We start from the raw sequence: 14,056 nt of genomic DNA on the forward strand, positions 1-14,056 counted from the left end.
AACTTGAGGCTTAGGGGGTAGAAACAAGGCATGTGGACGGTGATTTATATTGCACCGACGGCCAGACTGGCTGACATGATTAAGCTCAAACTGTCTGAAGAAGGTTTTATGGTGCAGGCCCGGGCCATCAGCGCATCCAAGCAACAGTTTGAGATACTTGTGCCTTCGGGTGAAGTCGAAGAAATTCAGGAAGTGCTTAATTCGATTTTGCGCCCTTGAGTCCGGAACGGCGGAAGTGATACAGCAGCATGAGTGGAACAAAGGATGCACGATCGGCGGTAATGTTTTAGGAACAGGCGTTGACGTGTGTATGAACATAATGCTTAGAGGTGCCGCATAGACGGTAGAGGACCTTGTATCGGTTACGGCTGACAAATAAACGGCTGGAGAGGTGTAGTTGTGTTTAAAGATTTATTCCAAAAGAAGCGTAAATACGCGACCATCCCTTCGGAACGGGCGCTGAGCGGCGATCAAGCGGACATGCCGGATCGTCCCAAACGGGAAATTCCCGAAGGTCTTATGACCAAATGTGGCAAGTGCGGAAGTATTCAATACAGCAAAGAACTAGAGAAAAATTTGAAAGTGTGTCCGGTGTGCGGATACCATATGCGTTTGAATGCAATGGATCGCATTCGCATGGTGCTCGACGAAGACACGTTTACGGAATATGATGCCGATATGATTTCGGTTGACCCGCTGGACTTTCCGGGATATGCGAGCAAGCTGGAGCAACAGACCCTGAAATCTGGCTTGCGAGAGGCTGTCGTTACGGGCGACGGCCTTATTTATGGACATCCTGTTGTCGTTGCTGTGATGAGCTTTGACTTCTTTACTGGTAGTATGGGTTCGGTCGTAGGAGAGAAAATTACGCGCGCCATTGAGCAAGCAATAGACAAGCGTCTGCCGCTAATTATTTTCTCAACTTCCGGCGGAGCACGTATGCAGGAAAGTATTTTAAGCTTGATGCAGATGGCAAAAACAAGTGCTGCTCTTGCTCGTCTGGATGAGCAGGGATTGCTCTATATTTCTGTTATCACCGACCCGACTACAGGTGGAGTATCCGCTAGCTTTGCTACGCTTGGAGATATTAATATCGCAGAGCCAGGAGCTGTATTCGGTTTTGCAGGGCGTATTGTAATTGAACAAACAATCAGACAGAAGCTGCCGGATGATTTTCAAACTTCCGAATTTAATTTGCAGCACGGACAATTGGATATGGTTGTACATCGCAAGGAACTGCGCGATACCCTTGGGCAACTGCTTGATCTACACAGTGTGAAAGGGGAGGAATAGATGGCTGGCGAATTGCCTTATGAAAAGCCCCTGGTCGAGATGCGACAGAAGATCGAAGAACTCAAGCAATTCGGACAGGATAAGCAAATTGATTTTACAGATGAAATCAACCGTCTCGAGGAACGTTATCTCGAGATGGAAGAAGAAATATATTCGAACATTACAGCACCACAAAAAATGCATTTGGCTCGTCATCATCAAAGACCAACGTCTCTTGATTTGATAGAGCAGGTGTTTACGGATTTTATTGAATTACACGGCGACCGCTTGTTTGGAGATGATTTGGCGGTTGTAGGCGGGATTGCCAAGCTGAATGGTATTCCGGTGACCGTCATTGGCCAGCAGCGTGGTAAGGATACGAAAGATAACATTGCACGTTTTTTTGGTAGTGCCCATCCGGAAGGATTCCGTAAAGGCTTGCGTCTGATGCAGCAGGCTGAGAAATTTAAACGCCCTATTATTACATTCATTGATACGAAGGGCGCTTATCCGGGTAATACAGCAGAGGAGAGAGGTCAATCGGAAGCGATTGCCCGCAACTTGCGGGAGATGGCAAAGCTTTCGGTGCCTGTTATTTGTGTGGTCATCGGCGAGGGTGGAAGCGGCGGTGCGCTTGCGTTTGCAGTCGGTAACCGTGTGCTGATGCTGGAACATGCCATTTATTCGGCCATTTCTCCAAACGGTGCAGCCTCGATTCTATGGAAAGATGCTTCCAAGGCCGATCAGGCAGCTGAAGCCATGAAGATTACGGCTAATGACCTCCTTCGCATGGAAATTATCGAGGATATTGTGCCGGAGCCGAAAGGGGGCGCGCATCGTAACTATGAAGTGACCGCTGCCGCAATCAAGGAGCTATTGGAACGTCATTTGGCGGAACTTACCAATATGAACTGCGATGAATTGAGGGAAGATCGGTATCAGAAATTCCGAAAAATAGGTCAATACACCTTCTTGAAGTCTTCGGAAACTGAACCTATGTTGTAATACGCTGTAAACGGGTAACAATAAATATGACGAACTTCCTATACAAATAGGAAAAAGTGTAGTAGATTTAATTGTTGGAAAAAGATATAAAGAGTAGCACCTTTGAAAACGGAGGAAAAACCCAAATGCGCAAAACTAAGATTGTATGTACCATCGGTCCTTCCAGTGAGTCATTGGAAAATGTGAAGAAACTGATTTTGGCTGGTATGAACGTAGCCCGCCTGAATTTCTCTCACGGTGATTTCGAGGAGCATGGCAACCGGATTAAAAACATCCGTCAAGCTTGTAAGGAGCTTAACAAAAATGTTGCTATTTTGCTCGATACGAAGGGGCCGGAAATCCGGACAGGAAAGCTCGAAGTTGAACCTATTGAGCTTGTTCAGGACGAGTTCATTACGCTGACAACGGAAGAAATTCTCGGTACGCAAGATCGTATTTCTATTACGTACAAAGATCTTCCCTCGGACGTGGAGCCCGGCTCCACCATTCTGATCGACGATGGTCTGATCGGACTCACCGTTATTGAAGTATCAGGCACTGAAATCAAATGCCGCATTGTCAATGGCGGAACGATCAAAAGCAAGAAGGGCGTTAACGTTCCAGGCGTTGCAATTTCTTTGCCTGGTATTACGGAGAAAGATGCTAATGATATCATTTTCGGTATTGAGCAGGACATTGATTTCATCGCGGCTTCTTTTGTTCGTAAAGCAAGTGATGTACTGGAAATTCGTGAATTGCTGGCGAAACACAATGCAAGTCATATTCAAATCATTTCCAAAATCGAAAATCAGCAAGGTGTGGACAACCTGGACGAAATTTTGGAAGCTTCGGATGGCCTGATGGTTGCCCGTGGTGACCTTGGTGTGGAAATTCCTGCTGAAGAAGTACCTCTGGCGCAAAAATTGATGATTAACAAATGTAATGTAGCTGGCAAGCCTGTTATTACGGCAACACAAATGCTGGATTCCATGCAACGTAACCCGCGTCCGACTCGTGCGGAAGCAAGTGACGTGGCGAATGCTATTTTTGACGGAACAGATGCAATTATGCTGTCCGGCGAAACAGCTGCGGGTAAATATCCAGTAGAATCCGTATTGACAATGTCACGTATTGCAGAAAAAGCTGAGTCCTCTCTGAACTACCGTGATTTGTTCAAAAAACAAAGAACGGCTCAAGAGATTAGTATCACAGAAGCAATCAGCCAATCCGTTTCTATTTCTGCACTTGACTTGCATGCTAAAGCGATTCTGACGTCCACACAAAGCGGAACAACGGCGCGTATGATTTCTAAATACCGTCCAGAAGCTCCGATTGTTGCTGTGACAACACAGGAAAGAACAGTTCGCCGTTTGGCTCTGATCTGGGGCGTACATGCAGTACAAGGCAGACCAATCGTTGACACAACAGACAGTCTGTTTGACAACGCGCTGGAAGGTGGTCGCAAATCTGGCCTCGTTAAAGAGGGCGATTTGGTTGTGATTACTGCGGGCGTACCTCTTGGTGATTCCGGTTCTACGAACCTGATCAAAATTAGCTGCGTTCCAGCACAAGCGTAATTAAAGCCTCCGTGAAATAATACCGAGGCTGTATGTATCGTTACAACAAGCAAAAGAGCATTCAAGTCAATAAGACTTGGATGCTCTTTTTTATGTTCTCTAGCTTTTTATTTCTAGTCCTTCTTGTCGTATGAAATCAAGGAATGCCTGTTGCATTAAGTTCATGTGTGTATCTTGTTGATACACGATGTTTATTTGATAATCAGCCTCGGGATAAGGAAGCCATTCCACCGAGGGAACAGCATTTTCATGATTATCGACTCCGCTTGCAGGAAAGAAGGCAAGCGCCTCTCCGCCGCTTACGACTTGCTTTACCGCTTCCCAAGAGTTGATTTCCAGATGGGGCTTAACTAGCGAGGAGTACAGATCTACAACGGATGAACCGCTATATTTTACCCATGTGTGCTTGTCCAGCATATCGGTTCCATCGAACTCCTCTAATTTGACTTCAGGTGCACGTGCAGAACGGATAACTCCTACTTGATCTGAAGCCACTGGCTCTGCCACTGTATACTCTGGAAGAGATCCTCTATCGTCGAGAAAAGCAAAATCAATTTCCCCCTGTTTCAGTAGCTGCCTAATTGCATCCGGGGATTGAATCTCTAACTGAATACGACAATCTGGATACCGCTCAGCAAACTTAGCCATCAAAGTGGGGAGGAGATACGTACCTGATATCGACTCAGCACCTAGATGTAATTGACCCTGTGACTCTTCTGTCAGTTCATCTACAGCTTGTCTAGCTTCTTGCTCCAGAGAGATGATTTGCTTTGCGTAAGGTAATAATTTTTTTCCAGCTTCCGTTAGCATAATCCTGCCTTGTTGAAGAGAGAATAGGGAAACACCCATTTCCTTTTCCAAGCTTTTCATATGAAAGCTGACGGTAGGTTGTTTGACTTGCAAAGCTTCGGCCACATCCGTCGCCTTATGGAATTTGTCGATCAGCATCAAGATACGCAATTTTAGAATATTCATGGAATCCAACAGCTCTCCTTATATGTCCATTCATATATGAATTTCAAACTATAGATTAATTATATACCGAAAAATAATTTATCTATCAATATTTTATATTTGTTTTACAAAACCACGTCGTTCGTCTAACATTCCAGGCCTACAATGTAAAAGTGTTGATGGTCATAAATAAAAAACCGTCACTTAACTAAGGGGAGGACAATAAAAAATGTTGAAAAAATGGCCGTTCATTCTGATGACTCTCACCATGGTATTTGCACTTGCAGCTTGTGGATCAGGTAACAATGCTGCACCACAAGGAGAAGCTGCTACAGGAACAGACAATAAAGCAGCTGCTGAACTGACAGGAAACATTCTGGCTGTGGGCTCCACTGCACTTCAACCATTGGTAGAGCAAGCGGGACAAAAATTTATGGCTGTCGATAAATATAAAGGCATTGCAGTTCAAGTACAGGGCGGCGGTAGCGGTACTGGCTTGACTCAGGTTTCCGGCGGACAAGCGGACATCGGTAACTCCGACGTGTTTGCAAAAGAAAAACTGGAGAGCGGTGCAGATGAGCTGGTCGATCACCAAGTAGCTGTTGTAGCCATGTCAGCGGTAGCGAATCCTAAAGTAGGCGTTACAGACCTGAAAAAAGATCAATTGGTACAAATCTTCACAGGTAAAATCACAAACTGGAAAGAAGTTGGCGGTGCGGATCAAAAAATCGTTATTGTAAACCGTCCAAGCAGCTCCGGTACTCGTGCAACATTTGAAAAATACGCATTGGGACAAAAAACAGAAGATCTGCCGGGCTCCATTCAAGAAGATTCCTCCGGTACTGTGAAAAAGCTGATTGCTGAAACACCGGGTGCGATTGGTTATCTGGCTCTGTCCTACATCGACAACACAGTAACTGCTTTGAAATACGATGGCGTTGAAGCTAACGTTGAAAATGTAGAACAAGGTAAATATCCAGTGTGGGCTTACGAGCATATGTACACTAAAGGTGAGCCAAAAGAGCATGTGAAAGCATTCCTGGACTACATTCTGTCAGATGAAATCCAAAAAACGGATGTCGTAGACTTGGGATACATTCCAGTATCAGGTATGCAAGTGAAACGTGATGCTGACGGTAATATCACGAAATAAGGAGAGTCACACCTCCTGTTCGATGAACGCAGCTAACGCGAGTATATTCACGAAGAAGAGGCGGACTAGCGTCCGGCCTCTATTCTTCGGTTAAAGGAGTTACAGTATGGGACCAATTGAAGGGAAGGCATACATGGAACAGAATAAACGATCCCGAGTTATGAAAGAAAGACATTACTGGGAAGAATGGACCGGCCGCATATATACGTCGGTTTGTGTCGTTTTTTTAGTTGCGGTTATTGTCTCCATCGTATATTTTGTTGCCTCCAAAGGTGTAGCTACATTTGCGGTGAATGGAGTCAGTCTGCGAGAGTTTTTCTTTGGAACCAAATGGAGTCCGGATGGCGAGCCTAAGTCCTTCGGCGCACTTCCGTTTATTACGGGTTCTTTTGCAGTAACCATACTGGCGGCTTTAATTGCCAGTCCGCTCAGCTTATGTGCGGCTTTATTTATGACGGAAATTGTGCCGAAATCGGGTAAGCGTATCCTTCAACCCGCGATTGAATTATTATCCGGTATTCCGTCTGTTGTATATGGCTTTGTCGGCTTGACCGTAATCGTCCCGCTGCTACGGAACGTGTTTGGAGGACAAGGCATCGGCATTCTGGCAGGCTGCCTAGTGTTGTCAGTCATGATTTTGCCGACGATTACGAGTATTATGGCGGATGCGTTGTCTTCCTTGCCGGGGGGGCTACGTGAATCCTCTTATGCTTTGGGTGCTACCCGCTGGCAGACAATTGCTCGTGTTATTATTCCGACGTTGTTGCCTGCTCTTTTAACAGGAATTATTCTCGGTATGGCTCGTGCCTTCGGAGAAGCGTTGGCTGTACAGATGGTAATCGGGAATGCTCCGCACATACCGCATTCCTTGCTGGAATCCGCTTCGACCTTGACCAGCGTCATTACACTTAGCATGGGGAATACAGCGATGGGCTCCGTTCATAACAATGCTCTCTGGAGCATGGCGCTTGTTCTTCTGCTCATGACATTCATTTTCGTGCTGCTGGTAAGGCTGCTTGAAAGGAGAAACCGGGTTTGATGAAAGCTAAAACGACCGACAAGATCGCTACATTTGTAATCTGTTTCTTCGCTTTGTTCATTGTTGCACTTTTGGTGGGATTACTGGGCTTCATTTTGGCCCGCGGAGTCAGTCATATTTCTTTTGACTTTTTAACCAGTGCTCCCCAAACATTACGTGCAGGCGGTGGTATTGGCCCACAACTGTTTAATTCCGTATTTTTGTTAATCTTAACTTTGATTATCACCATTCCGATTGGCTGGGGCGCAGGTATTTACATGGCGCAATATGCAAAGCCGGGGAAAATTACGGACTTTATACGACTTGTCGTCGAAGTATTGTCCTCCTTCCCGTCGATCGTCATCGGATTGTTTGGACTACTACTTATCGTAAATACGTTTGATTTTGGCTTTTCCCTCTTATCAGGAGCCTTGGCTTTGGCCGTATTTAACCTGCCGCTGATGGTTCGCACAACGGAGCAGGCTTTCCGAGCTGTGCCGAAGGAGCAAAAGGAAGCTGGACTTGCGCTTGGATTGTCCAAGTGGAAAATCATTACCTCCATTTTGTTGCCAGCTGCGCTGCCAAGCTTGATTACGGGTACCATTTTGGCCGCAGGCCGTATTTTCGGGGAAGCCGCAGCATTGCTGTTTACAGCAGGGATGAGTACGCCGCCGCTTGATTTTACTGATTGGAATCCATTGCATGCTAGATCGCCTATTAACCCGATGCGACCTGCTGAGACATTGGCTGTTCATATTTGGAAGGTCAATAGTGAGGGGATTGCTCCTGACTCCAAAGATATTGCTGCAGGCGCTTCTGCCGTACTGGTGCTGCTTGTGCTTGCATTCAACTTGAGTGCAAGATGGTTCGGAAGAGTTGTATACCGCCGTCTGACAGCTGCCAAACGTATGGATTAGAAAGGGGATGGAGAACAATGGAACATGTGATTACGCGAACGGCAAAAACCGCCGCACCAGCAACATCCGTTCAGTCTACGCGTTCGGAACAGCTTGTGGGACAACCGCCGCATCCGTTCAGTACTGAGGATTTGAGTATTTATTATGGTAGCTTTGAGGCTGTGAAAAAAGTGAATCTAGCCTTTCCCGAGCAGACAGTGACTGCCCTGATCGGGCCTTCCGGCTGCGGTAAATCGACCTTTTTGCGCTCCCTTAATCGGATGAATGATGAGATTGCATCTTCCTCTACAACGGGACACATCTGGATGGATGGACAGGATTTGACGGCACCGGAAACGGACGTGATCAAGCTGCGTCAGCAAATTGGCATGGTGTGGCAGCGTCCCAACCCTTTTTACAAATCCATTTACAATAATATCGCCTTCGGTCCCAAATACCGTGGGGTGCGCAAGAAGAAACAGCTTGATGAAATCGTCGAAAGCAGCCTGCGTAAAGCAGCATTATGGGATGAGGTCAAGGATCGCCTTCACGACTCCGCTCTAGCGCTGTCTGGCGGGCAACAGCAGCGGCTTTGCATTGCACGTGCTCTATCCGTTCAACCGAAAATTCTGTTACTTGACGAGCCAGCTTCAGCGCTGGACCCTGTGTCTACAGGCAAGGTAGAAGAGCTTATTACCGAATTGAAAAAAGAATTGCGCATCGTTATTGTGACGCACAATATGCAGCAGGCTGCACGAATTTCCGATTATACTGCTTATTTTTATATCGGAAGTCTGGTTGAACATGGGAAAACGAACGATATTTTCACGAATCCTGAAAATGAGCTGACTCAGGAGTACATCATGGGTCGATTTGGGTAAGCGATGTTGCTCATCGACCTACTTTATATTAGCTTTACGTAAAATCCTCTTACTAATCCGGCATTAGTAAGAGGATTTTTATTGTTTTCAAAGTTTTTTAACTTTTTTAATCTATTAGTAAATTAAAATATATTGATCGTTTGGATATATTTTCATATAATACAACTAACTATTTATCATGCATAAATAGTGGTTCAGTCCCTCTCACTATCCAAAAGAATCCTCAGCAAGAATGTATAGGTTAAACTGAACGCAATGACCCAACTTAAAATAAGGGAGAGGTTCAAATGAAGAAGAAGATGTGTCCAACTGTAAAGATGATAGCGCTTTCAAGTTTGGCGATTACAGTAACGTCAGGGCTCCTAAGTCCCTCATGGGCTGCGGCACAGGAGATTGTGCCGGCTACATATGATTCAGTACGTGAATCGGCTACTGCTTCTTATGAGCTTACCACAGATTCAGCTGTGGGACGGGACGTTTATGGTGACGATGTAAATTCAGGTGTGTTGGATCGTGAGCAATTATTTGGGCTGTCGGCTGTGGCGAAGCCAACCGCTGTTGTCAATACAGACAGCATCCTAAACAAGATGCGCGATTTCAGTAAGTTTTCTACGGGGAATACATCCAAGGATACTACACTTGCCTTAAATATTGTATCCTGGCAATTGCCACATGGCGGATTCTTCAAAGCTATGGAAAAGAATTATAAATCCAAATGGGATGGCAAAGCTGCACGCTCCACATGGAAGAGCAAGGATGGTGTTGAACTCGGAACGTTCGATAACGAGGCGACGACAACCGAGATTCGCTTTTTGGCGGATGTATACAAAAAAACCAAAAATAAAGACATTAAGATCAGTGTACAAAAAGCAGTTGACTTCGTACTAACTTCTCAATATTCCTCCGGTGGCTGGCCTCAAGTATACCCTAAACGTGGTAATTATTCCGATGCTGTAACTTATAATGATGATGCAATGGTCAGAGTTATGGTTTTGGCTGACGATATCGTGAACAAGAAGCAGCCGTTTGATAGCGATATTCTGGATAACTCTTACCGCTCCAGACTTCAGCAAGCGCTAAACAAAGGTATCCAGTACACAATTAAATCTCAAATTGTAAATAATGGTACACCAACAATCTGGGGTGCACAGCACGATCCGGCTACTTATGCATCTGTTGAAGCCCGGGCATTTGAGTTACCTTCCAAAACAACTACGGAATCAGTAGGCATTACTGCTTTTCTCATGTCCCAGCCGCAAACCGCTGAAGTGAAAAAAGCGGCTCAAAGTGCTTTGAAATGGTTTGACGCGAACCGAATCGACGGTATGAAATACAATCGTCAAGGTCCGGAGTTTTTCCAAAAGGACGCATCGAGTGTAATGTGGTATCGGTTCTATAATGTGGAAGACAATAAATACTTCTTTTCAGACCGGGATGGCAAAAAGTATACCGACATCATGAAAATTAGTGAGGAAAGACGACTCGGTTACGCCTGGGCGGGAAGCCAAGCTAAGAGCTTGCTTAAGCTGGCTTCGGATAGCGGATATTATAAACTGTCCAAGCCGTTGCCACAATAATAAAGGCATTATTATATATGATTTGCGAGGGAGGACCGGTCGGTCTGCCCTCTTTTTGTTCCCGGGCTGTAAATATGGTTTAATGGAGAGAGGGCAAAATAGAGATAAAGATGCACAAAGATAGGAGAGCTTGTATGACTCAAGAGGAGAAACAAACGGAATTACGCTGGTATGGCGCACCGCTACGTGTCCGTTATCAGGAAAGCGACCAGATGGGGGTCGTATATCATGCAAATTATTTGAACTGGTTTGAGATCGGGCGTACCGAAATGATCCGACAGACGGGTTTTAACTATCGGAGCATGGAGGAACGTGGAGTTTTACTGCCAGTTATTGAAATCAATGCGAAATATGCGAGTCCTGCTCGATATGATGATTTAATTACCGTTTATACCGCAATTACCGACTTCTCCAGACTGCGTCTAAACTATATCTATGAGGTTCGGCGGGTAACGGATGATGAGCATCAAAGGTATCTGGGAAAGGTATGGACCCAGGCAGACACGCTGCCGGGAGAGCTGCTCGTCACTGGGATGACACGTCACGTATGGGTGAACACCGAATGGAAGCCCGTTCGACTGGACCAGGCGCTACCTGAGCTGTACACTGCATTAAGGTTTGCTTTTACAGGCGGGGAGGGACAGAAGTCATGATGATGCGTAAACGTCTGTGGCTGTTGCTGCTGCTCATTCCTTTGGCGGAGCTATACGGGTTTATATGGGTAAGTCACTGGATTGGAGCAGGCAAAACGATTTTACTCATCATTCTGACGACGCTAATCGGGGCTGCCATGATGCAATTTGAAGGTCGTAAGGTGATTGCCGATGCGAAAAATGAAATGAATCGGGGACAAATGCCCGGCCGTAAAATGCTGGATGGATTATGTGTCTTTTTTGGTGGGAGTTTGCTGCTTATCCCCGGATTTTTAACAGATATTATTGGTTTTACGTTGGTGTTCCCTTTAACACGAGCGTTGTACCGACGTTTTTTATTAAAGTGGCTGGAGAAAAAAATGAAAAACGGCAGTATTACGTTTCGGCGGTTTTGACGTGAGCTGCCGTTTTTCCTATCCATGATCTAGCGGACTCTTCCTGCGAGAATATAATTGCGCAAGTCCTGAATGACATTCGCACGATTCAGTGCATCAACGACAATGAGTGATACAGGTCCGATAATGAGTCCTAAAACGCCAAATAGCTTGAGCCCGATGAACATACCGATAAGGGTGGGAAGCGGGTTTAAGCCCACGCTGCTGGCCAGCACCTTAGGCTCCACGATCTGTCGTCCAATCAACAGGATGATATAAAGGATCGACAATCCTACCCCTAGCGCCAAATTACCAGACATATACGTATACAGTATCCACGGAATCATCACAATGCCAACCCCCAAATAAGGTAGCAAGTCCACCAGCCCGATCATTAAACCGATGGTAAAGGCGGATTCCACACGCAATATGAACAGCCCAACAATGACCGTTAATGCCGTAATGGAGATGATAATAAACTGTGCACGCAAATAGCCGTACAGTGCTTTACGTAGATCGTGCCATATATCCGACAATGGCTTGCGAATCGTATCAGGAACCGTGTTTGCGAGCATCCGACTATGTCGGTCCCAATCCTTACTAATAAAAAAAGCTGCTAATACAATAACCATTAGAACTGCTCCCATATTAGGCAGAGAGGTCAGCAAGTTCAAAACCCCATTAAAAAATTGAGCGACTAGCGTAGTGACAGCCGAACTGACGGTTTGAGTTGTTTTATCAATATTACTGTTAATGGTGTGTTGGTAATCCGGATTATCCCGGATGAAATGGTTAATTTCAATAATTACATTTTGAATCAAATCGCTTTGTGTCCAATCGATAAACAGGCTTTTAAAACGCTCAATATGCCCGTCAAAAGTCATGGCTAACTTTATAACTTCTCGAACCATGCGGGTGATTGCTGCAGACAGGATAATTGCAATTCCACCTAAATATACAAATAATGAGACCGTGACAGCCGTCCAACGTGGCATACGGGCTTTGTTACGCAGAAAACCAACCAATGGATTCATGGCATAAGCCACAAGCCAGGCGAATAGGAAAGGATAGACGAGAGGGAAAAGCACATATATGCCCAATAACAGAGCTACAATCACGATTGCCACCCATAGAGCACGAAATATGCGATTCAGGATTAACCGGCTCAAGCTCTCACGACTCCTTTCTTTTACGATAGTATTTCATAAAATAAATGCTCTACTATACATATGCGGGAAAGGGGGGAGACAAGACCTGTGTAAAAAAGTGCAAATGAATCAATATTTTTTGTAAGGGGTTTCAAAAATTTATTTATGGAAGCGATAAAACATTTGAATGTGTTGGAATAGCCCTCAATGTTCACATAAACGACAAAATCCAGTATAGTGAAAGAAGGTTTAAATATTGACATATGGCGTTAACATTACTCGGCTATTTAAAAGGCATATCTTACTTTTGAAAATGTTTACATTGCAAGTCCGTTCACAATGTTTTTACAAAGGAGAGATGTAACGATGACAGCGACTAAAGGTCTGGAAGGGATCGTAGCGACCACTTCCTCCATAAGCTCTATCGTAGATGGCGTTCTCACGTACCGGGGTTATAACATTGATGATTTGGCTGTTAACGCCGATTTTGAAGAGGTAGCTTATTTGTTGTGGTTTGGGAAATTACCTGATAAAGAGCAATTGCAGGAGCTTCGCAACCAGTTAAGCGAATACGCTGCTATTCCGGATGAAATTGTTACTCAATTAAAGTTATATCCGAAAGATTTGAGCACGATGGCTGCCTTGAGATCAGCCGTATCGTCTCTCGCTTTGTATGACCCAGAGGCGGATGATATGTCGAGAGAGTCTAATGTGACCAAAACCGTCAAGCTTCAGGCGCAATTGCCTACCATTGTGGCAGCTATAGCACGTATACGCGAGGGCTTGGAGCCGATTGCGCCTAAAAAAGGTATTTCTATCGCTGAAAACTTTTTGTATCAGCTGACTGGCAAGGATCCAGAGGAGACGGCTATTAAAGCGTTCAATCAGGCTCTCGTGCTGCACGCCGATCATGAATTAAATGCCTCTACCTTTGCTGCGCGTGTAACGGTAGCCACATTGTCGGATATTTATTCCGGAATCACGTCTGCAATTGGAGCTTTAAAAGGACCACTGCATGGTGGAGCCAATGAGGCTGTGGCCAAAACGCTGGAGGAGATTGGTGGTTTGGATCAGTTGGACTCCTATATCCAGGCGAAACTGGATAATCGCGAAAAAATTATGGGCTTTGGACACCGAGTCTATAAAAACGGTGATCCGCGTGCCAAGCACTTGCACAAAATGTCCCGCGAGCTGGGGGAAATGAACGGCGACACAACGTTGTTTGATATGTCAGTTCGAATTGAGGAAATTGTAACAGGACAAAAAGGCTTGAAGCCCAATGTGGATTTTTATTCTGCCTCTGTGTATACCCAACTGGGTATCAAGAGAGACCTGTTTACACCTATTTTTGCTATGAGTCGTGTATCCGGTTGGACAGCGCACATTTTAGAGCAGTATGAAAATAATCGCCTGATTCGTCCTCGCGCCGAATATACAGGTCCAATGGATCAAAAATACGTATCACCAGAGTTGCGCTAATCCCTTGTCGAAGGAAGATTGAGGTTGTATACCCTGAATTTAAAAAATAAGGTACAATAGAGGGGACGACGAAAGATGTACGTTTTTGTC

Annotated in this window: 14 protein-coding genes; 12 read left to right on the top strand and 2 right to left on the bottom strand. The window is 45.2% G+C overall.

Going from position 1 to position 14,056, the window contains the following annotated elements:
- Positions 1-30: 30 nt before the first annotated feature.
- From ACWA2B_RS03015 to pyk, 4 genes are all read left to right on the top strand, one after another.
- Positions 31-219, top strand: a complete 189-nt coding sequence (locus ACWA2B_RS03015; protein WP_013309585.1) for a hypothetical protein — start codon at positions 31-33, stop codon at positions 217-219.
- Positions 220-399: 180 nt separating this feature from the next.
- Positions 400-1,293 (top strand): acetyl-CoA carboxylase, carboxyltransferase subunit beta, encoded by an 894-nt coding sequence (gene accD / locus ACWA2B_RS03020; protein WP_029516612.1) that lies wholly within the window; start codon positions 400-402, stop codon positions 1,291-1,293.
- Positions 1,294-2,277 carry an acetyl-CoA carboxylase carboxyltransferase subunit alpha gene (locus ACWA2B_RS03025; RefSeq protein WP_029516613.1) on the top strand — a complete coding sequence of 328 codons (984 nt, stop codon included), beginning with the start codon at positions 1,294-1,296 and terminating at the stop codon, positions 2,275-2,277.
- A 125-nt stretch (positions 2,278-2,402) separates the two neighbouring features.
- Entirely contained in the window at positions 2,403-3,833 is a 1,431-nt protein-coding gene (gene pyk, locus ACWA2B_RS03030; protein ID WP_029516614.1) for a pyruvate kinase, read from the top strand.
- A 99-nt stretch (positions 3,834-3,932) separates the two neighbouring features.
- Here pyk and ACWA2B_RS03035 read toward each other — a convergent pair whose 3' ends face one another.
- Complete coding sequence (locus ACWA2B_RS03035) at positions 3,933-4,808, bottom strand: LysR family transcriptional regulator (protein WP_029516615.1); 876 nt, start codon at positions 4,806-4,808, stop codon at positions 3,933-3,935.
- Between the two features lie 208 nt (positions 4,809-5,016).
- Between ACWA2B_RS03035 and ACWA2B_RS03040 the strand changes: the two genes are divergently transcribed.
- From ACWA2B_RS03040 to ACWA2B_RS03070, 7 genes are all read left to right on the top strand, one after another.
- Positions 5,017-5,940, top strand: a complete 924-nt coding sequence (locus tag ACWA2B_RS03040) for a phosphate ABC transporter substrate-binding protein (RefSeq protein ID WP_029516616.1) — start codon at positions 5,017-5,019, stop codon at positions 5,938-5,940.
- A 106-nt stretch (positions 5,941-6,046) separates the two neighbouring features.
- Positions 6,047-6,979, top strand: a complete 933-nt coding sequence (gene pstC, locus ACWA2B_RS03045) for a phosphate ABC transporter permease subunit PstC (RefSeq protein ID WP_029516617.1) — start codon at positions 6,047-6,049, stop codon at positions 6,977-6,979.
- On the top strand, positions 6,979-7,875 hold the full coding sequence (pstA, locus tag ACWA2B_RS03050) for a phosphate ABC transporter permease PstA (protein WP_023987910.1): 897 nt from the start codon (positions 6,979-6,981) through the stop codon (positions 7,873-7,875). Before pstC ends, pstA begins: the two co-directional genes overlap by 1 nt.
- 17 nt (positions 7,876-7,892) lie before the next feature.
- Entirely contained in the window at positions 7,893-8,735 is an 843-nt protein-coding gene (pstB, locus tag ACWA2B_RS03055) for a phosphate ABC transporter ATP-binding protein PstB (protein ID WP_039269891.1), read from the top strand.
- Positions 8,736-9,022: 287 nt separating this feature from the next.
- Entirely contained in the window at positions 9,023-10,312 is a 1,290-nt protein-coding gene (gene pelA, locus ACWA2B_RS03060) for a pectate lyase (protein ID WP_029516619.1), read from the top strand.
- A 134-nt stretch (positions 10,313-10,446) separates the two neighbouring features.
- Entirely contained in the window at positions 10,447-10,965 is a 519-nt protein-coding gene (locus ACWA2B_RS03065) for an acyl-CoA thioesterase (protein ID WP_029516620.1), read from the top strand.
- Positions 10,962-11,360: an FxsA family protein gene (locus ACWA2B_RS03070; protein ID WP_013309596.1), complete on the top strand. Its 399-nt coding sequence runs from the start codon at positions 10,962-10,964 to the stop codon at positions 11,358-11,360. The genes ACWA2B_RS03065 and ACWA2B_RS03070 overlap by 4 nt, the downstream gene beginning before the upstream one ends.
- Before the next feature lie 29 nt (positions 11,361-11,389).
- Here the strand turns inward: ACWA2B_RS03070 and ytvI are convergent, their stop codons facing one another.
- Positions 11,390-12,508, bottom strand: coding sequence for a sporulation integral membrane protein YtvI (gene ytvI, locus ACWA2B_RS03075; RefSeq protein ID WP_029516622.1), 1,119 nt, complete (start codon positions 12,506-12,508; stop codon positions 11,390-11,392).
- A gap of 345 nt (positions 12,509-12,853) precedes the next feature.
- Here ytvI and citZ point away from each other — a divergent pair, with 345 nt between their 5' ends.
- Positions 12,854-13,966 carry a citrate synthase gene (citZ, locus tag ACWA2B_RS03080; protein WP_029516623.1) on the top strand — a complete coding sequence of 371 codons (1,113 nt, stop codon included), beginning with the start codon at positions 12,854-12,856 and terminating at the stop codon, positions 13,964-13,966.
- Positions 13,967-14,056: the final 90 nt, after the last annotated feature.

The organism is Paenibacillus sp. CMM36 (assembly GCF_053570945.1).

What these genes read in the sequence shown, in the direction of transcription:
- pelA (WP_029516619.1), top strand. Translation starts at nt 9,023, where the DNA reads ATGAAGAAGAAGATGTGTCCAACTGTAAAGATGATAGCGCTTTCAAGT.
- ACWA2B_RS03035 (WP_029516615.1), bottom strand. Translation starts at nt 4,808, where the DNA reads ATGAATATTCTAAAATTGCGTATCTTGATGCTGATCGACAAATTCCAT.
- ACWA2B_RS03070 (WP_013309596.1), top strand. Translation starts at nt 10,962, where the DNA reads ATGATGATGCGTAAACGTCTGTGGCTGTTGCTGCTGCTCATTCCTTTG.
- ACWA2B_RS03040 (WP_029516616.1), top strand. Translation starts at nt 5,017, where the DNA reads ATGTTGAAAAAATGGCCGTTCATTCTGATGACTCTCACCATGGTATTT.
- pstC (WP_029516617.1), top strand. Translation starts at nt 6,047, where the DNA reads ATGGGACCAATTGAAGGGAAGGCATACATGGAACAGAATAAACGATCC.
- ACWA2B_RS03025 (WP_029516613.1), top strand. Translation starts at nt 1,294, where the DNA reads ATGGCTGGCGAATTGCCTTATGAAAAGCCCCTGGTCGAGATGCGACAG.
- citZ (WP_029516623.1), top strand. Translation starts at nt 12,854, where the DNA reads ATGACAGCGACTAAAGGTCTGGAAGGGATCGTAGCGACCACTTCCTCC.
- pstB (WP_039269891.1), top strand. Translation starts at nt 7,893, where the DNA reads ATGGAACATGTGATTACGCGAACGGCAAAAACCGCCGCACCAGCAACA.
- ACWA2B_RS03015 (WP_013309585.1), top strand. Translation starts at nt 31, where the DNA reads ATGTGGACGGTGATTTATATTGCACCGACGGCCAGACTGGCTGACATG.
- pstA (WP_023987910.1), top strand. Translation starts at nt 6,979, where the DNA reads ATGAAAGCTAAAACGACCGACAAGATCGCTACATTTGTAATCTGTTTC.
- ACWA2B_RS03065 (WP_029516620.1), top strand. Translation starts at nt 10,447, where the DNA reads ATGACTCAAGAGGAGAAACAAACGGAATTACGCTGGTATGGCGCACCG.
- pyk (WP_029516614.1), top strand. Translation starts at nt 2,403, where the DNA reads ATGCGCAAAACTAAGATTGTATGTACCATCGGTCCTTCCAGTGAGTCA.